The organism is Nocardia sp. NPDC052001 (assembly GCF_040680615.1).
Lineage (GTDB): Bacteria > Actinomycetota > Actinomycetes > Mycobacteriales > Mycobacteriaceae > Nocardia.
This window is the reverse complement of record NZ_JBFAXC010000009.1, coordinates 137,824-157,643: the sequence shown is the minus strand read 5'-3', so window position 1 is coordinate 157,643 and position 19,820 is coordinate 137,824. Positions and strand designations below refer to the sequence as shown.

Here is a 19,820-nt window from a genome sequence, read left to right as displayed (position 1 = left end):
CGGACCATCTGTCCACTTCAAGAAAGGTCAACTCAGAACTTGTTTTCTGATGCAGTTCATAAATAATGATGAACATGGCGCGTCCGAAGAAGCAGGAGAACAGGCGGCACGAGATGGTGGCCGCCGCGACAGCCGCGATCGCCCAGCGGGGGTTGACCGGGCTGCGCATCAAGGATGTCGCGCAGGAGGCGGGACTGTCGGCGGGGCTGGTCAGCTACTACTACCCCTCGATGGAGGATCTGCTGCTCGAAGTTCACGAAGCGGCGGTGGATCGGTTCTATCGACGCAGGCTCGACGCCGTGCGCGAATGCTCCGATCCGGTCGAGAGGCTGTGCAGAACAGTGCAACTCGGCATCCCCGATTCCGCCGACGACCCGCTGTGCGTCGTGCTGTACGAGCTACATGTGCACGCCAGTCGCAATCCCCGGCATTCGGTGCTGATGACCACGCTGTTCGATCTCGAGGTGTCGCTGTACACCACCGCGCTGGAGATCGGCCGCAGTCACGGTGCGTTCACCTTCACCGCCTCCGCGGACGAAATCGCCCAGACGGCAGTCGGATTGGAGGATGCGTTCGGGTTGCATATCGTCGCGCGCAACCGCCGGATCAGCGCGATCGGTGCACGGAACAGTGTGCTGCGGTACCTGGAGGCGATGCTCGGGTGTCACCTAGATGAGTTCGAGGCGGCCGAGAGCACGGCGGTGTCATGAACTCGCAGCGACGACCCGATGTGACCCTCACGCAGTTGCGGTATTTCGTCGAGGCGGCCACGTTCCTGAGCATGACTCGCGCGGCCGAACGGTTGATGGTGGCGCAATCGGCGATTTCGTCGTCGATCTCGCAGTTGGAGAACCAGATCGGCACTCCCCTGTTCATCCGCCAGCGCTCGCGCGGGTTGGTGCTCACCGCCGCGGGTGAGCAGATGCTGCGCGATACCCGCGGCGTGCTCGCGCATCTGGGCGATGTCCTGGACGCTGCGCGCGGTCATGAGGACGCGGTCCGAGGTCGGGTGCGGTTGGCGTCCTTCATCACGCTGACTCCGTTCCTGCTACCCCGACTCATTTCCGATGTGGGGCAAGCACATCCGGAGCTGGAGATTGATGTCGTCGAGGTGCGGCCCGACACCGTGCGGGCGGCGTTGCGTGATGGCAGCAGCGAATTGGCGCTGTGCTACGACCTGGGCATCGCCGACGATCTCGACTGCGAGGTGTTGGCCACGTACGCCCCGCACGTGGTGCTGCCCCCGGACCATCGACTGGCGGGCGCGGCGGCGATTGCGCTGCGGGACCTGGCCGATGACCCGATGGTCCTGCTCGACCTGCCGGTGAGTCGCGACTATTTCCTCGCGATGTTCACCGCCGCGGGCATCACGCCGACCGTCCGGTATCGGACCGGCAGCTACGAAGCCGTGCGTGGGCTGGTGGCGCGCGGTCACGGCTTCTCGATCCTCAATCAGCTGCCCGCCTCGGATGTCACCTATGACGGCGGGCGCGTGGTCACCGTCCCGATAGCCGACGAGGTCGAGCCGCTATCGGTCGTGCTCGCGAGCCTCAAAGGCGTGCAGAGCACCGCCCGAGTGCGCGCGGTCGCCACCCGGATTCGGGCGACCTTCGCCACGTGAGTGGCATGGCGAGTCCGCCGGGGCTCACCATTTTCGATGATCTGCATCAAAAAACCATACGACTCGAAATTGGCCGTTCACATGTTCTGAACACGATGGCGTTGTTTGCTGAACATCATTCATCGAGATGAATCTCAAAGAATTCTCGGCACACCGAATCGAGACAGACATGACTGACACCCCGACAGCCCTGGCGACCGAACAATCAGCGCACCTGGTCAAAGCCCTGCGCCGCTTCGACATCGTCTTCCTCATCATCGCCGCTGTCGTCGGCCTGGAAACCCTCGGTCAGGTCTCCACCTTCGGCGCACAAACCTTCACCTGGGCCCTGGTACTCGCGGTGACCTTCCTGCTCCCCTACGGCCTGATCTTCGCCGAAGTCGGCTCGACGTTCACCGAGGAAGGCGGCGCGTACACCTGGGTCCGCACGGCTTTCGGTCGCGGCGCCGGGGCCATCGCCGCGCTGCTCACCTGGGTCACCCAACCGGTATGGGTCGGCGGATCGATCTCGTTTCTCGCCGCCGCCACCTGGGATGAGCACGTCGGATCCCTGCCCGCCGGATCGGTCGGCGATTACCTGTTCAAACTCGGCTTCATCTGGCTGACCGTGCTCGCGGCGGTCGTCAGCCTGCGCCGGGGCAAATGGATTCCGACCATCGGCGCGATCCTGAAACTGGGCTTGCTGCTGTTCTTCGTCGCCACCACCGTCGCGTACGCGATCCAGCACGGCGTCGCCGGACTCTCCTTCGACGACTTCAGCCCCACGATGACCGGCCTGCTCGGAGTCACTCCGATCCTGCTGTTCGCCTACCTCGGCTTCGAATCCTCCAGCGCCGCAGCGGCGGAGATGGACAATCCGGCCCGCGACGTCCCCATCTCGCTGCTGCGTTCCTGCCTGACCGCCGCCGCGTGCTACCTGATCCCGATCTTCGCGATCCTGGTCGTCGTCCCGAAGGACCAGATCACCGGTATCGGCGGACTCCTCGAAGCCATCGGCACCGTGTTCTCGGTCTATGGTCCGGCCGCCGAACCACTCGCGACCGTCGCGGCCGTGCTGTTCATCGTGATCCTGATGAGTCAGGGCTCGGCGTGGATGATCATCAGTGACCGCGTTCAGGCCGTCGCGGCTGCGGACGGCGCGTTCTTCGGCGGGTTCTTCGGCGTCTTCCATCGCCGACTCGGCACGCCGCTGCGCGTGAATCTCCTTTCCGGCGTCGTCGCGACGGTGTTCATGCTCGTGGCGATGCAGGTAACCGGTTCCAGCGCTTCGGTTTTCGCGGTCGTGCTGAGCATCTCGATCACGACCTTCCTGCTGAGCTATCTGCTGGTGATCCCGGCGGCGATCCGCCTGCGCACCCGATTCCCCGATCAGCCTCGGCCGTTCCGGGTGCCGGTGAGCAATCGTGGTTTCGCCGCCCTGGGCATAATCTGCCTGGCCTGGGTGCTGCTCGGCTCGCTCGTGGCGATCTTCCCCGGCGTTCTGGACAGCCTGTTCGGACTCGACTACGACTTCATGGCGGTCTGGGGCGTAAACCGCACCCAGTTCGAGGTATTCACCCTCGGCACGCTGGCGGTCCTGCTGGCGCTCGGCGGGGTCGGCTACTGGCGCGCGGGCGCGGTACGGGGTCAGACCGAAACCGTTCCGGCACAGAACAACCCGGCACTGGTCACCTCCACCGAGTAACTCGTTCGAGCACGCTGAATCGACATGGCGTGCTCACGCTCGCGTCACGGTGTAGTCCGCTGGGTTGAAGCGTGCGGTCATGCGGCGGAGGCGACGGGCGGACCAGGGCCAGGAGAAGCCGTTGCGGCCGTTCTTGTCGAAGTAGTAGCTGCGGCATCCGCCCGAGTTGTAGACCGTGCTCTGGAGCGCGGCTTGGACGTCGGTGTTGAACTGCCGCATCACATGTGCCCGGACTTCCAGCGCTGTCGCGGCGCTGCGCCGCAGATGAGTGAGTGCCTGAATCACTTGCTGCAGTTGGGATTCGATGATCAGGAACCCCGATGCGACGGCCGAGACGTTCGGCCCGAAAAGGATGTAGAGGTTCGGGAAGCCCGGCACCGTGGTTCCGAGGTACGCCTGTGGGCTGCCGTCCCAGTGCTCGGACAGAGTGCGGCCGTCACTGCCCCGGACCTTGCCCGCGATCGGCATGTCGAGGATCTTGAATCCGGTCGCCATGATCACGACATCGACTTCGGTTTTGGAATTGTCTTCGCCGATAAGGGTATTCCCGCGAACGGCGGTCAGGCCGGTCGAGATGACCGAGACGTTCGGGCGGGCGAGCGCCGGGTAGTAGTCACTCGACATCAGCAGCCGTTTACAGCCGACCGACCACTCGGGTGTGAGGGCGGCGCGCAATGCGGGGTCCTCGATGGCCGCGTGGATGTTCTGGCGTCCGAGCCATTTGAAGGCCGCCTGGCCCCAGCGATGATTGAACGCGATATTGGTGAGTTCGAGAATCAATTCCTCACGGCGACGGTTGAATTGGTGCACCCATCCCAGACGATGCATACCCAGGCGTCGCGTGATCCGGGACGGCGCGGGCTCCATCTTGGGCACCACCCACTGCGGAGTCCGTTGCAGCACATGGAGTTCGGCCACCTGTTCGGCAATGCTCGGCACCACCTGGATCGCGGAGGCTCCGGTTCCGACGATCGCCACCCGCTGTCCGGTCAGATCGACCTCATGATCCCAGCGCGAGGTGTGGAACACCGGCCCCGGGAAGGAGTCGAGGCCGTCTATATCGGGCAGGCTCGGCTCATGCCACGGTCCGGCGGCGGCGACGAGCGAACGGGCACGGATCTCACCGTCGCTGGTGTCCAATACCCAGCACCGCTGCGGCTCATCCCAGCTCGCCTCGAACACCTCGACGCCTAGACGCAGATGCTCGCCGACGCCGAAGCGCTCGGCGGTCGCACGCAGATAGGACAGGATCTCCGGCTGCGGCGCGAACTTTCGACTCCAGTTATCATGGGGCGCAAAGGAATACGAGTAGGCGATCGACGGAATGTCGACCGCGCACCCCGGATAGGTGTTGTCCCGCCACACGCCACCGACGCTGTCGGCCTTCTCCAGCACCACGAAGTCGGTGATCCCCGCCTCGCGCAGCGTGATCGCGGTGCCGAGACCGGAGATGCCGGCGCCGATCACGGCAACCTCGAACAGGGGGGTCATGCGTCCTCCAGGATCAATTGGGCGGCGCGCTCGCCGATCATCATCGACGGCGCGTTGGTGTTGCCACCGGGAATGGACGGCATCACCGATGCGTCGGCGACGCGCAGCCGCTCGATGCCGCGCACCTTCAAGACGGGGTCGACCACGGCTCGCTCATCCACGCCCATCCGGCATGTGCCGGTCGGGTGATAGACGCTCGAGATCCGACGGCGCGCGTCCTCCCGGGCAGCCGCGGGCGTGGTGCCGGAGCGGCCGGGCGCGACTTCGGCGCGGACGTAGGACGCGGCCCCCGGGTGTGCCATCGCCTCGCGGACGATCTCCAGCCCCGACATCAGCACATCGAGATCCGCGGACGCGCTCAGGTAGCGAGGGTCGATCACGGGCGTGGCATGCGGATCGCGCGAGGCCAGCCGAACCGTGCCCGAGCTCTCCGGGTAGAGCAGCACCAGATAGACCGTGAAGCACGCGCCGTCGATATCGGGGTGGACCCCCGGAATCGTGGCATCGTCGCCGCGGCGACCAAGCGGAGTCGCGAACAACTGCAGATCGGGAATGGCGTCCGCGAACTCGGACCTGAGGTGGGCGATGCCCTCCATGTATGAGCCGCCCAGGAAGGTCGAGTTCGCCCGAAGGCGTTCCCTGGCCATCGCGGCGACGAACTTCGCCGGACTCAGGATCGGACCTTCGGTCACGTTGTAGACCACCGGGACAACGGCGTGATCCTGCAAGCCCTGCCCCACCGGCAGATCACCGAGTACCGGGATGCCGTGTTCGGCCAGGTGCGCTGCCGGTCCGATTCCCGAGAGCATGAGCAGTTGAGCGGTCCGGAACGAACCGGCGGACACGATGACTTCCTGGTGTGCGACAAGACGTTCCGTGCCTCGCTTGGTGGCGATTTCGACGCCGACGGCCGCACCTTTGTCGATCAGGATCCGCGTGACCTGCGCACCCGTCCGCACCCGCAGGTTCGGCGGCGCATCACGCAGGTACGCCTCTGCCGAGCTCTGCCGACGCCCTCCGGCCGCGTTCCATTGGGCGACCGAGACGCCCTCCTGTTCGGCGGCGTTGTAGTCGGGGTTGCGGGCGAGTCCCGCGGTCGTGGCGAGCGAGTCGAGGAAGGCGTCGGTCACCTCGGCGAGATCGCGCGCCCGGGTGACACCGATCGGGCCCGAGCCGCCGCGGTAGTCGTTCGCGCCGTCTTCGAACGCCTCCATGCGCTTGAAGATCGGCAGCACATCGGTGTGACTCCAGCCGACGCATCCGGCCGCGGCCCAGTCGTCGTAGTTGCTGTGGTGCCCGCGGGACCAGATCATCCCGTTGACGGCGCTGCCGCCACCGAGTCCGCGGCCGTGCATCTGCGATACCCGGCGGTCGGCGGCATGCGGTTGCGGGCTGGTGCGCGGTCGCCAGGTGACACTGCGCTGCAGCGCGCCGACCCCGTGCATCGCCCCGACCATGCCCGGCACCCGGACGAGCCGAGAGTCGTTGCGGCCACCCGCTTCCAGCAGCAGGACCTCGGCACCGGCATCAGCGATCCGGCGTGCGGCGGCCGCTCCGGCGCTGCCGCCGCCGACCACGATGTAGTCCGCGGATGTGTCACGCGGTAAGTCTCGAGCCATGGGGTTATCTCTCTTTGTCGGATCGCTCGATGGCGACGGACGGGTAGTTACGGCGAAGCGCGACAAGGGCATTGCTCAGCCCGATCGCGGCCTGTAAACGAGCGTCCTCGAGCTCGGGACGCGGCAGGACTTCGCGCAGGACGGCCTCGCCGTCGAACATGTGCACCAGCGAGGTGCCCATCAACCGGAGCACCGCGGGATCGACTCCGGCGCCCACCGAGGGCACCACCGCGAGCTCGTCGACGGCGGCGTAGAGCCGGGCCGCCACCGGAGTGAGCTGCTCGCGCAACTCGGCGTCCGTGCGCGCGGCGATCAGCAATTCGAACCAGACCGCGTTGATCTGGGCTCGCGACTGGTTTCGTGTCAACGCGAGCATCTCTTCGACCGGCGCGTCACCGAGAGCGAGAAAGCCCGCGAGGTGCCGGCGCCCGACCTCTTCGGCGACTTCGACGACCAGCGCGAGCCGCGAGTCGAAATGGCGGAACAGCCCGCCCTTGGATACCCCTGCCCGGGTACAGATCTCGCCGAGGGAAGCACGGTAGTAGCCGATCTCGGCGATCGTGTCGATCGTCGCGTCCACCAACGCCGCCTTCGTGGATGCCGTGCGCTCGGCCTGGGTGCGGCGCACATGCTGGGTTTCGGTCACATCGCAGATTGCAACCAATCGGTCTCTAAATGTCAATAGGCCGAAGTTTATTGGGGGACAGAGACATTCGAGCGGTGCAGCTTGAGGCATTACGGGCTGAAAACCATCTCGGTGACCGGGACTGTCCCTTGCCACAACGACTCTCGTTCGCCTCCCCGGCCGGTACGGTCGGCGCGGCACGCACCGGGAGGGATACCGGATAGGCCGGCCGAGCTCCTAGCCGAGAGGGCCGGGTCGCGTGGACGTGGGGGACCTGTCGACCGAACAGCGCGCCCGTGTGCGACAGGGGTAGCCGAGAACGCTCGCCGCCGACGGAAAACACAGCTGGACAACCGATTCCGCGCCCCCGTCACGAATCGGGTGAGCGGCGCTGTCCTTGGTTTCATGTGCACTACGAGCATCACCGTCGAACGAGCCGAGGCCGTGACGCGTACCCCCATCGTACTGAGCGACGACGCGGTCGCGGAGGGATCGAAACGGACATGTCCCGGCACCGCCCTGCCCGGCGCACTCGAACCGATGCCGGTCGGCGCCCGACATCTCATGCAAAGGGATACACCGTGCCGTTGATGCCCCTGCTGGCGATCGGCGTACTCCTGCCGATCGCCGCGGTGGCGGCCGGATACCTGACGGTCATCGCTGTGTGCTGGCGAGAGCTGCACAGCCGCACCGGCCGAGCCGTAAGTAGCTGCCGCAGTCCGCGGCCGAGAACCCGACGGACCGAATCCGGAATGGACCTACACCATGTTGAGAAACCCCCGATACGCCATTGCCCTTTCCGTGACGACGATCGCGACCGTTGTGACGGCTCCGATGTGGGTCGCCGATCCGCTATCGGACGCCGCCGGCTCCGTCGTCGTCGTATCGTCGCAGGAATCCCCCGCCCCGCTGACAAAGCCTGATAGACCGATCGCCTTCACCTGGTCATGCGCTCGCTTGCCGATCCGGGAACATCCGTAATCCGATACGCCGCAACGATATCGACATCGCACCGCAAGCCGGACCACCTCGGCTTCACCTGGATTCACACACGCAATGATGAGTCTGGGTAAGTTACTCCGTGATTGCTGGGATTTACCAGCTCGGATTTACCGCGGTGAAAGCAGGCGACGGTGGCGTTTCTGGAGCATGTCGGACTAGTGGGGCGGGAAGCCGAGTGCACTGTTCTCGAGCACCTGTTGGCAGGCGTCCGCACAGGTGAAAGTCGCGTACTCGTCGTGCATGGTGACCCGGGGGTCGGAAAAACTGCGCTGCTCGCGTATCTGAGAAACTCGGCGACGGACCTGCGAGTGTTGACCGCGGCCGGCGTGGAGTCCGAACTGGAGCTGGCGTTCGCCACTTTGCATCAGTTGTGTGTACCGCTGCTGGATCGACTGACCGGCCTTCCCACACCACAGCGCGACGCGCTCGAGACGGTATTCGGGATGCGATCGGGCAACCCACCGGAACCGTTCCTGGTCGGGCTGGCCGTGCTGAGTCTGCTGTCGGAGGTCTCGGATAGCGGCCCGGTGCTGTGTGTGATCGATGACGCGCAGTGGATGGACCGAGCGTCGGCACAGGTACTCGGCTTCGTGGCCCGGCGGCTGCTCGCGGAATCGGTCGCACTCGTATTCGCCACCCGGCACCGTGCGCAGGATCTGCTCGGACTGCCGGAACTCGAGGTCACCGGGCTGGGCGAGACCGACTCCCGGGCGTTGCTCGACTCGGCGAGCCCCACCCGGCTCGATCACCACATTCGCGATCGAATCGTGGCGGAGGCCAAGGGCAATCCGCTTGCCCTGCTGGAACTCCCCCACGAGCGCTCGGTCACCCAACTGGCGGGCGGATTCGGCCTGCTGGACACCGACACGCTGCCCAACCGCATCGAGCAGAGCTTCCTGACACGAATCGAACAGCTGCCAGGGGAGAGCCGACTGCTCCTGTTGATCGCCGCCGCCGAACCCGTCGGAGACCCCGCCCTCGTGTGGCGTGCCGCCGAGCGGCTCGGCGTCTCCCCAGCGGCCGCTCTGGACGACGAGACCGACGGACTGCTGTCGTTCGACGTCCGCGTGACCTTCCGGCACCCGCTCGTCCGGTCAGCCGTATACCGAGCCGCCGCGGAGGAGGATCGTCGCGCCGTACATCTGGCGCTGGCCGAGGTCACCGACCCGCGGGTCGACCCGGACCGCCGCGCCTGGCATCTGGCGTCCGCCACCGCCGAACCCGACGAGAACGTCGCCGCGACGCTCGCGCGATCCTCCGACCGTGCGCAAGCCCGTGGCGGGCTCGCTGCCGCCGCGGCCTTCCTGCAGCGGTCCGTCGCACTGACCACCGACCCCGCTCGGCGCGCCGAGCGTGCCGTCGACGCCGCGAACGCCAGCGTCCGGGCAGGTGACCTGGACGCCGCGCGCCGACTCCTCGAAATCGCCGAGCTCGATGAGCCGAGCGAATTACTCAGCGCGCGAGCCCAATTGGTACGAGGCCGGATCGCCCACGCGGCGGGCTTCAATGACGAGGCGCCCCCGATACTGCTGGCGGCGGCCCGCCAGCTCGAGCCCTTCGATATGGATCTCGCGCGCGAGACCTATCTGCTCGCCTGGGGAGCAGCGGCGTGGGGTGCCGCCGACGCCGAGAGTCTGCGCGCGATTTCCGCGGCGATACGGGAACTGCCTCCGCCACAGGGTAACCCGCGTCCCATCGATCTGGTGCTCGCGAGCTGTGCACTGCTCGTGACCGACGGTCGGGGCACCGCGATCACCGCGTTGCGACGTGCGATGACCGCCCTGGTGGACCTGCCCGTCCCCGATCTCCTGAAGTGGGGCTGGGCGGCCTGCGGTCTGAGCCCGGCAGTCTGGGACGAACAGGTCATGATCGCGACCTATGCCCGCGCGGCCGAGGTGGTGCGCACCGCCGGGATCCTGACCGAACTGCCCATCTACCTCGCCTCGCTGGGAGCCGCGACCACATTGGTCGGGGACTTCGCCACCGCCGCCGGGATCGCCGCCGAATCCGAAAGCATCGCCGCCGCAACGGGAATCCCGCTCGCGCCGTACACCACGGTCATCCTGACCGCGATGCAGGGCACGGAGGTCGAAGCCGCGGCGCTGATCACCGCAACCATCGAACAGACCGCCGCCGACGGGCAATTGACCGGCGTCACCACCGCACACTGGGCGGCCGCGATCCTCTACAACGGGCTCGCCCGCTATGAGGAAGCCCTGTCCGCGGCCCAGGCCAGCACCCGGATCGCCCAGTTGGTCGTGTCGGTGTGGGTGCTACCCGAACTCATCGAGGCAGCGGTGCGGGCGGGCGAGAACGAGGTCGCACGCGGGGCGCTCGACCGACTCGTCGAAGCCGCCGCAGGTGCCGAAACAGATTGGGCACTGGGGATTTCGGCCCGTTGTCAGGCGCTGCTGGCCGACGACTCCGATGCGGACGAGCACTACCGCGCCGCGATCGAACGGTTGGGCCGGACGCTGTTGCGCCCGGAATTGGCGCGGGCCCACCTGCTGTACGGCGAGTGGTTGCGACGACGCTCCAGACGCGTCGATGCCCGGGAGCAATTGCGCACCGCGTACGAGATGTTCGTGTCGATAGGCATGAAGGCGTTCGCCGAGCGCGCCCGTCGCGAACTGCTCGCCAGCGGTGAGAAGGTGCGCAAGCGTACCGACGAAGCGACCGACGACGAGCTGACACCGCAGGAACAGCAGATCGCGCTGCTGGTCAGCGAGGGCCTGTCCAATCCGGAGGTGGGCGCGCGCCTGTTCCTCAGCCCGCGCACGGTCGAGTGGCATCTGCGCAAGATCTTCACGAAGCTGTCGGTCACTTCCCGGCGGCAACTGCGAGGTGCCCTGCCGCACAACCAATGACGCCGCGAACCACCCGGGTCGTCCACCGGTCCGCGTACACCCTGGTCTCCTCGAACCAGGGTGTCTCCCTGGGTCACGTCGGCGGCATCACCGGTCAGGCTGATACGTCGGCTCTGCGTGCCGAATGCGTCCTGGACCCAGGGAAATGAGGCAGTCATGTCGGATCGGCCGCTGGACGGAGCCGTAGCGCTCGTCACCGGCGCAAGCAGTGGCATCGGTGAGGCGACCGCCCGTGGCCTCGTGCGCGCGGGCGCGTCGGTGGCCCTGGTCGCACGTCGCGGTGATCACCTGGACCGGATCGCGGGCGACCTGACGAACCAGGGTGGGCACGCGATCGCGGTGGCTGCCGACCTCACCGAGCCGGGACTCGCCTACCAGGCGGTGGAGGACACCCACGATCGGCTCGGCCGCCTCGATATCCTGGTCAACAGTGCCAGCACCATGGTGCTCGACACGGCCCTGCACAGCACGATCGAGGAGTGGGATCGGATGATCTCGCTCAATGTGTCCGCGCTGCTGCACATTACGCACGCCGCGGTCCCCTACCTGATCGACGCGGCCGCGACCTCGCCACGACAGGTGGCGGATCTGGTGAATGTGGGCTCACTCGCCGGACGAGTCGTCCGGCCGGCCGGCAGTGTCTACAACTTCACCAAGTTCGGTCTCCATGGCTTCAGCGAATCGCTACGCCAGGAATTGCTCTCCGAGAATGTGCGGGTCAGCGTGATAGCGCCGGGCACCGTCGGCGACACCGCTCACCAGCCGCTGGAATGGATGCCGGCGCTGCGCGCGGATGACATCGCCGACGCGATCGGCTATATCGTCACACGCGAACGCCGAGTGGCCGTCGGCGAGATATCGATTCGGGCAATCGGGCAGAACTGGTAGCGGGAACGTTTTCGGTTGCCCGATGTCACATTTGGACGAGGCGGGCTGTCCTTGCTCATGAAGGCGTCCGGCCGAGTCACGAGGTAAGAGCACGGAACACCGGGTTTCAGACGGCTCATCGGAGTATGCGTCAAGCAGAGCGTGGCTGGTCCCACCCGCCGCCGGACGCCTTTGCCCCACATGAAAACGCCAGTCGCACAACCGATCAGCGAGCCTGCGTGGCCGATCAGCGATCGAGTGCGGCGCGGAGCTCTTTTCGTGAGGTGAGATCGAGCTTGGTGAATACCTTGCGCAGATGCCATTCGACGGTGCGGGCACTGATGAACAGTTCCGCACCGATCTCGGAGTTCGTCAGCCCGTCGGCGGCGAGCGTGGCGATTTGGGTCTCCTGTGCTGTGAGAACCGCCTGGGCCTCGACCGTGCGCTGCCGCACCGCCGCACCGGTGACCAGGAGTTCGCGCCGCGCGCGCTCGGCGAAAGCCGTTGCGCCGAAACGGTTCAGCATCTCGTACGCGATGCGCAGTTGCTCGCGCGCCTCGACGCGCCTCCCCTCGCGGCGCAGCCATTCGCCGTACACCAGGTGTGTACGCGCGAGCTGAACGGCGATCCGGCCGCGTGCGAGGTGCTCGATGGCCTTGCGATACAACAGGTCCGCGGCCTCGCCGTCGCACAGCAACGCCTGCGACCGAGCCAGTACGCCCCAGGCCCAGTCGGTACCGCTCGCGGCGGCTCGAATCTCGAGTTCGGCCACGGCGGCCGCGGCACTCTCGCGAGCATCGGCACGGGCGGCCGCTTCCACCAGCTCGAAGAGCGAGAACCCGTAGACCCCCAGATCGTCGTACTCACAAGCCTTTTCCGCACTGGCCAGGGCGGCCTGGTACTGACCGAGACCGTTGTACAGCACCGCGAGCACGTAGTAGCCCTGACCGATCGCTCGCCCCTCACCCCACGTGGCCGCCCGTTGCGCCTTGGCCTCGACCAACGCCGCGACCCGGGTGTCCTGCCCACGCCAGGCATCGAGCAGCACCGCGGCGTATCCGACGGGCGAATTGCCGGTCGCCTTGGTGATCGCGTCGGCTTCCTCGATCACCGCCTCGGCGACATCGAATTCGCCGGCGTGAATGTGCACGGCCGCAAGGAAAGTCAGCGCCAGCGGCAGGACGTTGAGCGCGCCGGTCTCACGTGCCGCACGTACGCCTCGGGTACTCAGCTCATACCAGGTCTGGTCATCCCACATCTCGCCCGCCGCCGGCCACGCCAGCCACAGCCAGCGCATGATGTCCTCCCCCGCACCACCGCTCTGCTCGCGAAGCGCCCGCAGTGCGCGCTCGAGCGGTGCGGCGCCTGCGGCATAACCGTCGGCGAAGCGCGCCGCGAGGCCATCCAGAAGCGCGTCGGCCGGCCGGGGCGGCCGCGGTCCCCGCGGTGCGGCGCGAGCCGCCTCGGCCACCTTGCGCACGCCGTCGACCCCGTTCAGGCGGCTGGCGAAGATCGCCGCCCCGATGGCCTCCAGATACGTCTCACGCGCCAGTTCCTCGTCCAGGACTTCGAGCCGTCCGGCGACATCGAGCAGCAGGGGCAGCGCCTCACCACCGCGCTTGCGCGCGAACACGATTCGGGCACGCAGGCGGGCAAGTCGCACCTGCTGAAGCTCATCGAGCGGGCCCATCTCCGCCGCGGCGAGCAGTTCGAGCGCCGCGTCGGGCGCCCCCGCGTCGAATGCGGTCTGCGCCGCCGCCACCGCCCGCACGCCGCGCCGGGCCAGATCAGGGGTGAGCCCGGCCGCACGACGCAGGAACGCGGCCGCCGCAGCGACCCCGCCCCGACCCTGTGCCCGGTCCGCCGAATGCTCCAACTCCGCCGCTACCGCTTCGTCCGGTTCAACCGTCGCGTTGGCGCGATGCCAGGCCCGGCGATCCGGATCCGACGCCGGATCGGTCGCCTCGGCCAGCGCACGATGCACCTCCCGGCGATCTCGGGCGTCCGCCGAGCGATAGGCCGCCGAGCGGACCAGCGGGTGCCGAAACCGCACCCACGCACCGAATTCGATCAGCCCCGCCGCCTCAACCGCGGCGGCGGCGTCGGCCCCGATATCGAGTCGCTCGGCTACCCGCCGCAGCAGCAACGCATCTCCCACCGGCTCGGCGGCCGCGGCCAGCAGCAATCGTTGCGCTGGGCCCGGAAGCGCGGCGATACGCCGCAGAAAGCTCTGCTCGATCTGACTCGCCAGCGGCCGGGCATCGGGCCGTCCGAATCCGCCCGCCAGTTCCGCCGCTGTCAATCCGCGCGGTAACTCCAACAGCGCCAACGGGTTACCGCGTGCCTCCGCGATGATCCGGTCCGTGACGCGCTCGTCGAGCCGCGCGGGGATCACCGATTCCAGCAGCGCCCGCGCATCACCGTCGCGCAGGCTGCGCAGCACCTGCTCGGGAAGACCCGCGAGCGGGCCATCGCTTGTATCCGGAGCCGGGGTGCGCACCGCGAATACCAATGCCACCCGCTCCGCTAGCAGTCGGCGAGCGACGAAGGCCAGGCTCTGCGCGGAGACCTGATCGAGCCACTGGGCGTCGTCCACCACACAGACCAGCGGCTGCTCCTCCGCCACCTCGGCCAGCAGGCTCAGGACCGCCAACCCGACCAGGAAACGGTCCGGCGCGCTACCGGTGCGCAGGCCGAACGCGACAGCCAGCGCATCACGCTGCGGAGCGGGAAGTCGCTCGAGGTGGTCCATCATCGGCGCGCACAGTTGGTGCAGCCCGGCGAATGCGAGCTCCATCTGGGATTCGACACCGGTCGTCCGTGCGATCCGGCAGCCGACCGCCCGCTGCGCCAGATAGTCCAGCAGCGCGGATTTTCCGATCCCCGCCTCACCTCGCAGCACCAGCACCTGGCTCCGACCGGACCGAGCCTCGGACAGCAACCGATCCAGCCGCTCGCTCTCACTACGCCTGCCGCGCAATGCGCGCAGCGGGTCGCTGCCCGACATCACCACCACCACCGAATCGGAAATGCCCGACCCCATCCAGCGCCGGCCCACCCATGATGTCACCCCCGTGTATCGAGCCGGGAGGCTCACCCCCGCGGTGTCTGCCCGCGCCCGCGTGACCGCACCGAATGACCGGCGATGTCCCTGCCCCACCAGCGACGCACGTGTCCCTGGCGGTGACGCACCAGTGATTCACCCGGGATCTCCCAGGGCGCGAACGGCATCCGTGCGGGACGACGGTTGGTTGTGCGGCTCATCCGGGCCGCCGAATCGATCGCCGAGGCACGTGGCGGTCGAGGCCACCAGGAGAGGACGACACCTATGACCTTGGCCAGCACCACACTCGTCATGCCCGAGCAGGCCGACTCGGCGCCGGAGACCGCCGGATACGCGGTGGACTTTCAGTGCGTTCGGCCCCGCCTGTTCGGTATCGCGTATCGGATCCTGGGCCGAGCCGCCGACGCGGAGGATGTCGTTCAGGATGTCTGGCTGCGCTGGCAGCGCACGGATCGAGCGCTGGTGCGTGATCGGATCGCCTTCCTGGCGACGGTCACGACCCGGCTCACGCTCAATGCCGCCGGGTCGGCCCGCGCCCGCCGCGAGGTTCCGGTCGATGATTGGCTACCGGGGCAGGTCGCCACATCCGAGGATCCCGCGCTGCGGGTCGAACGGTCCGCGGACCTCGAACATGCCGTTCTGCTTCTGCTGCAACGATTGTCGCCCACCGAACGCGCCGTCTTCGTACTCCGCGAGGCATTCGACTATCCGTTCCGCGATATCGCCCAGCGGCTCGGCATCAGTGAGGCCAACGCCCGCCAGCTCGGCCGGCGAGCTCGCGCACACCTCACCGAGACACGACACTCTCCGGTGCGACGGGAGTCCCGGGACCGTTTGCTGAGGGCCTTCCTCGATGCCGCGCGGGACGGTGCCGTCGCACCGCTGGAAAGCCTGCTCGCCGCTGACGTCCGCACCCGCTCCGCACAAAGGTGATCCCCCGCAAGGGATTTCGTGCCGCCTGTCACGAACTTCGAGAACTGCGCGGTCCTTGGTATGTCAGCACAGAAAGGCAGTCCAATGCACAGGCCAATCCTCGAACCTCCCGCGCGGCAGCTCGCCGACGCCACCGCCGGCCCGCCCTACCTGTACGAGCTCGGCCCCGAGGGAGCTCGTAAGGTTCTCGACGATATTCAGGCCGGGCCGATCGACAAGCTCCCGGTGCGGGAGCAGTGGATCACCGTGCCCGCCACGGTCGGCGACGTACCGGTTCGCATCGTCAAACCGGTAGGCGCACAAGGGATGTTGCCGACGGTGTTATATGTCCACGGCGGCGGCTGGATCCTCGGCAACGCCGGTACCCACGACCGACTCGTGCGTGAGCTGGCCGTGGGCGCGGGGGCGGCGGTGGTGTTCGTCGAGTACGACCGCTCGCCCGAGGCCCGCTATCCGGTCGCGATCGAACAGGCATACGCCACCGCGCGGTGGATCACCGAACACGGTGCCGACGCGGGACTCGATGCGACGCGGCTGGCGGTGGCGGGCGATTCCGTCGGCGGCAATATGACCGCGGCCCTGACGATCCTGGCCAAACAGCGCGGTGATGTGCGGTTCGTGCACCAGTCGCTGTACTACCCGGTCACCGATGCCGGTCAGGACACCGCGAGCTATCACGAGTTCGCCGATGGGCCGTACCTCACGGCCAAGGCCATGGCGTGGTTCTGGGACGCCTACCTGCCCCGGAAAGACAAGCGCGCGGAAATCACCGCCTCGCCGCTGCGCGCGAGCACCGAGGATCTCACCGGGCTGCCCGAGGCGTTCCTGATCGTCGATGAGAACGACGTCCTGCGCGATGAAGGAGAAGCCTACGGCCGCAAGCTCATCGCGGCCGGAGTACGCACCACCAGTGCCCGCTACAACGGCACCCTGCACGACTTCATGATGCTCAACCCCGTCCGCCCGACCGCCGCCGCGAGCGCCGCGATCGAGCAGGCCATCCACGTGCTGCGCAATGCACTGCACTGACTCGAGAAAGAAGAACGATATGAACTTGCAGAGACCGACCGTTGTCTTCGTGCACGGCGCCTTCGCCGAATCCGCGAGCTGGTCCGGGGTCGCGGAAAGACTGCGTGTGCATCCGATCGATGTCGTCGCTGTCGCCAACCCGCTGCGCAGTGTGGCGGGCGATGCCGCGTACCTGCGCGATGTGCTCGCCGGGATCAGCGGTCCCGTAGTGCTCGTGGGCCACTCGTACGGCGGGATGGTGATCACCGAGGCCGCTTCCGGTGGCGGCGATAAGGTGGCCGCGCTGGTCTACGTCTGCGCCTTCGCGCCCGAGCAGGGCGAGTCCGCGCTCGCGCTGTCGACCAGGTTTCCCGGCAGCACCCTCGGCGAGGCACTGACCGCATACCCGGTCAGCAGCGGCGGCAACGAGTTCACCATCCGGTCCGATGTCTTCCACCAGCAGTTCGCCGCCGATGTGCCTCAGACCCAGGCGGCCGTGATGAGCGCGACCCAGCGTCCCGTCACCGAAATCGCTCTCAGCACGGGGCTGCCCACCGAAACCCCGGCATGGCAGTCGATTCCGTCGTGGTTCGCCTTCAGCGACGGGGACCGCAATATTCCGGTGGCCCTGCACCGGTTCATGGCCGAGCGGGCGGGAGCCGAAGCGATCCGGGAAGTTCCGGGTGCGTCCCACGCGCTGAGTGTCTCGCAACCGGATGCGGTGGCGGCATCGATCCTGGATGCGGTGTACGCGACCGTTTCGGCGCGCTAGTCCGCGGTAGCGGTTGGGCCCGAACGCCATTCGACTTCACCGGGTCGACTGCGCGTTCGGGCCCTTCGGCGTCCCGCACCCGGCGAGAGTCACAAATGACGGGGTTCCACTGTCCTGGTTTGTGGTGCCCGACGAATCACAGGAGTTGCCGACGATGAACATGACCTCGTCACCGGTCCCGGCCGACAGGAAACAACAGGGGCCGCTGCGTATTCGGATGCGCAGGCGGTCTGTCGACGAACCGCATCGTGCGGCGACACAGCTGGAGCTGCTGTTCGATCTGACCTTCGTGGTCGCCGTCGCCGGCATCGTGGCCCAGCTCGGGCACGCGATCGGCGAAGGCCATCCGGCGGCGGCGCTGGCGCCGTTCCTCCAGGTCTTCTTCGCCATCTGGTGGGCATGGATGAACTTCACCTGGTTCGCCTCGTCCTACGACACCGATGACATTCCGTATCGCCTGCTGACATTGCTCCAGATGGCCGGGGTGCTGGTGCTGGCGGCGGGGGTCCCGGCCGCGTTCGAGCATGACGACTACACCGCGATCACCATCGGCTACGTGGTGATGCGCGGTTGTCTGGTGGCGCAATGGCTCCGGGCAGCCCGCGGCGACGCGCAGGGCCGCCGGACCGCGCTGCGGTATGCGGCGGGTATCGCGGTATTGCAGGTGCTGTGGCTGACCCGACTGGCGCTGACCGAGTTCGCGGCGCTGCCCGCCGTCCTCTCGTGGTGGACATTCCCCGCCCTGGTCGTGGCCGAACTCTCGGTACCCGCGTGGGCCGAGCGGGCGAACGGCACCCCATGGCATCCGCACCATATCGCCGAGCGCTACACGCTTTTCACGATCATCCTGCTCGGCGAGAGCGTGCTCGCGGTATCGACCGGTGTGGCCGACGCACTCGAGAACGACTGGAGCCCGGCGCTGATCGAGGTCGCCCTCTCGGGGCTGGTACTGCTGTTCACACTGTGGTGGCTCTATGAGCTACAGCCCGGTGGCGACGCCCTGGCGGATCGACGGACCTGGTCTTTCCGTTGGGGCTACAGCCATTACGCGATCTTCGCCGCGCTCGCGGCACTCGGCGCGGGCTTGGAGGTGGCGGTGCGCAATGGCGCGGAACACGGCGGCTCACCGCTCGTGGTCGGCTACGCCGTCGCTATTCCGACAGCCCTGTTCATGACGTTCCTGTGGGCCGCTCACGCCGGGATGTCGCCATCGCCGCGGGTTCGCCCGGGCGTGCTGTTCGCAACGGCGGCAACGATTCTCGTCGCACCGGTGGCCACCGTCGAGATCCCGGCCGCGACCGTCGCGGTGATCGCGATCATCTCGGCGACGGCCCTGGCGTACTCACTGGGTGGTGGACTCGCCCCGGTCCGCGACGACCTGGGTGATTCGAATGAGCTTGGCGGGGTTGAACACCCAGTAGATCCGGTTGATGCTCCCGTCGTCGGCGAGGTCGACGGCGAGCCAGGCGATCGGCGCCCCGTCGCGGCGCAGCAGCACCGACGGACGACCATTGGCGTCGACCCAGTCCAGGGTGACACCGTTCCAGAAGTGTGAGGCGAAAGCGGCCACGTACTTGGCCACCCGCACCCGACCGAATACCGGTATGCGCGAGACGTTTCGCACCTTGCCGCCACCGTCGGAGTAGCTGGCGACATCGGTGGCGAACAGCGTTTCGAGGGCATCGAAATCACCGGCTCGCGCGGCGACCAGAAACGCGGAGAGCAGGCGACGCTGATCCAGCCTGTCCACCGGTGTCTGCCGATCGGACGCGATGGCCTGCCGTGCCCGGCTCACCAGCTTGCGAGCGGCTGGCTTCTTCATCCGCAGGATCTCGGCAATGTCGTCGTACGGGTACTCGAACGCCTCGCGCAGCACGAACGCGGCTCGCTCGGTCGGGCTCATCTTCTCCAGCACGACGAGCACCGCGGTCTCCAGCGCCGCGGCCCGTTCCGCACCCAGCGAGGGATCGGCGCTGGTGTCGACCGGTTCGGGCAGCCACGGGCCCACATAGGTTTCCCGGCGCACCCGCGCGGTCTGGGTCGCGTTGATCGAGAGCCGGGTGGTCATGGTCACCAGGAAGGCGGTGGCATCGCGCACCGAATCACGGTCCTCGTACGACTGCCATTTCACCCAGACGTCCTGCAGGATGTCCTCGGCATCGGCGACGGTGCCCAGCATTCGGTAGGCGATGCCGAACAGCCGGCCGCGGAGCCGGGAGAAGTCGCGGATCGCTTTTCCCAGCTCCGGGTTCGAGGGCGTGCTCATG

General features: G+C 67.4%; 13 protein-coding genes and 1 pseudogene. 9 read left to right on the top strand and 5 right to left on the bottom strand.

What is annotated here, in order from left to right:
• Positions 1 to 74 precede the first annotated feature (74 nt).
• The 3 genes from AB0L82_RS33570 to AB0L82_RS33560 all read left to right on the top strand — a co-directional run bounded on the left by AB0L82_RS33570 (position 75) and on the right by AB0L82_RS33560 (position 3,305).
• Positions 75 to 710 (top strand): TetR/AcrR family transcriptional regulator, encoded by a 636-nt coding sequence (locus AB0L82_RS33570; protein ID WP_364645625.1) that lies wholly within the window; start codon positions 75 to 77, stop codon positions 708 to 710.
• On the top strand, positions 707 to 1,621 hold the full coding sequence (locus AB0L82_RS33565; RefSeq protein ID WP_364645622.1) for a LysR family transcriptional regulator: 915 nt from the start codon (positions 707 to 709) through the stop codon (positions 1,619 to 1,621). Before AB0L82_RS33570 ends, AB0L82_RS33565 begins: the two co-directional genes overlap by 4 nt.
• 169 nt (positions 1,622 to 1,790) lie before the next feature.
• Positions 1,791 to 3,305: an APC family permease gene (locus AB0L82_RS33560; RefSeq protein WP_364645619.1), complete on the top strand. Its 1,515-nt coding sequence runs from the start codon at positions 1,791 to 1,793 to the stop codon at positions 3,303 to 3,305.
• Positions 3,306 to 3,338: 33 nt separating this feature from the next.
• Here AB0L82_RS33560 and AB0L82_RS33555 read toward each other — a convergent pair whose 3' ends face one another.
• The 3 genes from AB0L82_RS33555 to AB0L82_RS33545 are packed head-to-tail and all read right to left on the bottom strand — an operon-like array spanning position 3,339 to position 7,061.
• A complete protein-coding gene (locus AB0L82_RS33555; protein WP_364645616.1) occupies positions 3,339 to 4,796 on the bottom strand; it encodes an NAD(P)/FAD-dependent oxidoreductase in 1,458 nt (485 codons plus the stop codon).
• Positions 4,793 to 6,415 carry a GMC family oxidoreductase N-terminal domain-containing protein gene (locus tag AB0L82_RS33550; RefSeq protein WP_364645613.1) on the bottom strand — a complete coding sequence of 541 codons (1,623 nt, stop codon included), beginning with the start codon at positions 6,413 to 6,415 and terminating at the stop codon, positions 4,793 to 4,795. Before AB0L82_RS33550 ends, AB0L82_RS33555 begins: the two co-directional genes overlap by 4 nt.
• Before the next feature lie 4 nt (positions 6,416 to 6,419).
• Positions 6,420 to 7,061: a TetR/AcrR family transcriptional regulator gene (locus AB0L82_RS33545; protein WP_364645610.1), complete on the bottom strand. Its 642-nt coding sequence runs from the start codon at positions 7,059 to 7,061 to the stop codon at positions 6,420 to 6,422.
• Positions 7,062 to 8,173: 1,112 nt separating this feature from the next.
• On the opposite strand from AB0L82_RS33545, the gene AB0L82_RS33540 reads away from it, so the two are divergent.
• Positions 8,174 to 10,909 carry a BREX system ATP-binding domain-containing protein gene (locus AB0L82_RS33540; RefSeq protein ID WP_364645607.1) on the top strand — a complete coding sequence of 912 codons (2,736 nt, stop codon included), beginning with the start codon at positions 8,174 to 8,176 and terminating at the stop codon, positions 10,907 to 10,909.
• A gap of 156 nt (positions 10,910 to 11,065) precedes the next feature.
• The gene (locus AB0L82_RS33535) at positions 11,066 to 11,797 is read left to right on the top strand and encodes an SDR family NAD(P)-dependent oxidoreductase (RefSeq protein WP_364645604.1); all 732 of its coding nucleotides are present in this window, start codon (positions 11,066 to 11,068) and stop codon (positions 11,795 to 11,797) included.
• A 226-nt stretch (positions 11,798 to 12,023) separates the two neighbouring features.
• Here AB0L82_RS33535 and AB0L82_RS33530 read toward each other — a convergent pair whose 3' ends face one another.
• Positions 12,024 to 14,819, bottom strand: a complete 2,796-nt coding sequence (locus tag AB0L82_RS33530) for an AAA family ATPase (RefSeq protein WP_364645601.1) — start codon at positions 14,817 to 14,819, stop codon at positions 12,024 to 12,026.
• Positions 14,820 to 15,104: 285 nt separating this feature from the next.
• On the opposite strand from AB0L82_RS33530, the gene AB0L82_RS33525 reads away from it, so the two are divergent.
• The 4 genes and pseudogenes from AB0L82_RS33525 to AB0L82_RS33510 all read left to right on the top strand — a co-directional run.
• Entirely contained in the window at positions 15,105 to 15,773 is a 669-nt protein-coding gene (locus tag AB0L82_RS33525) for a sigma-70 family RNA polymerase sigma factor (protein ID WP_364645599.1), read from the top strand.
• An 84-nt stretch (positions 15,774 to 15,857) separates the two neighbouring features.
• On the top strand, positions 15,858 to 16,802 hold the full coding sequence (locus AB0L82_RS33520; RefSeq protein ID WP_364645596.1) for an alpha/beta hydrolase: 945 nt from the start codon (positions 15,858 to 15,860) through the stop codon (positions 16,800 to 16,802).
• A 19-nt stretch (positions 16,803 to 16,821) separates the two neighbouring features.
• Positions 16,822 to 17,553 (top strand): alpha/beta hydrolase, encoded by a 732-nt coding sequence (locus AB0L82_RS33515; RefSeq protein ID WP_364645593.1) that lies wholly within the window; start codon positions 16,822 to 16,824, stop codon positions 17,551 to 17,553.
• A gap of 154 nt (positions 17,554 to 17,707) precedes the next feature.
• Positions 17,708 to 18,859 (top strand): annotated as a pseudogene (locus AB0L82_RS33510) (low temperature requirement protein A); the annotation flags it as partial.
• A gap of 36 nt (positions 18,860 to 18,895) precedes the next feature.
• Here AB0L82_RS33510 and AB0L82_RS33505 read toward each other — a convergent pair.
• Positions 18,896 to 19,819 carry an RNA polymerase sigma-70 factor gene (locus AB0L82_RS33505; protein ID WP_364645590.1) on the bottom strand — a complete coding sequence of 308 codons (924 nt, stop codon included), beginning with the start codon at positions 19,817 to 19,819 and terminating at the stop codon, positions 18,896 to 18,898.
• Position 19,820: the final 1 nt, after the last annotated feature.

Coding starts and splice junctions, on each gene's coding strand:
- AB0L82_RS33520 (WP_364645596.1), top strand. CDS start 15,858: ATGCACAGGCCAATCCTCGAACCTCCCGCGCGGCAGCTCGCCGACGCC.
- AB0L82_RS33565 (WP_364645622.1), top strand. CDS start 707: ATGAACTCGCAGCGACGACCCGATGTGACCCTCACGCAGTTGCGGTAT.
- AB0L82_RS33535 (WP_364645604.1), top strand. CDS start 11,066: ATGTCGGATCGGCCGCTGGACGGAGCCGTAGCGCTCGTCACCGGCGCA.
- AB0L82_RS33515 (WP_364645593.1), top strand. CDS start 16,822: ATGAACTTGCAGAGACCGACCGTTGTCTTCGTGCACGGCGCCTTCGCC.
- AB0L82_RS33555 (WP_364645616.1), bottom strand. CDS start 4,796: ATGACCCCCCTGTTCGAGGTTGCCGTGATCGGCGCCGGCATCTCCGGT.
- AB0L82_RS33560 (WP_364645619.1), top strand. CDS start 1,791: ATGACTGACACCCCGACAGCCCTGGCGACCGAACAATCAGCGCACCTG.
- AB0L82_RS33530 (WP_364645601.1), bottom strand. CDS start 14,819: ATGGGGTCGGGCATTTCCGATTCGGTGGTGGTGGTGATGTCGGGCAGC.
- AB0L82_RS33570 (WP_364645625.1), top strand. CDS start 75: ATGGCGCGTCCGAAGAAGCAGGAGAACAGGCGGCACGAGATGGTGGCC.
- AB0L82_RS33550 (WP_364645613.1), bottom strand. CDS start 6,415: ATGGCTCGAGACTTACCGCGTGACACATCCGCGGACTACATCGTGGTC.
- AB0L82_RS33525 (WP_364645599.1), top strand. CDS start 15,105: ATGACCTTGGCCAGCACCACACTCGTCATGCCCGAGCAGGCCGACTCG.
- AB0L82_RS33505 (WP_364645590.1), bottom strand. CDS start 19,819: ATGAGCACGCCCTCGAACCCGGAGCTGGGAAAAGCGATCCGCGACTTC.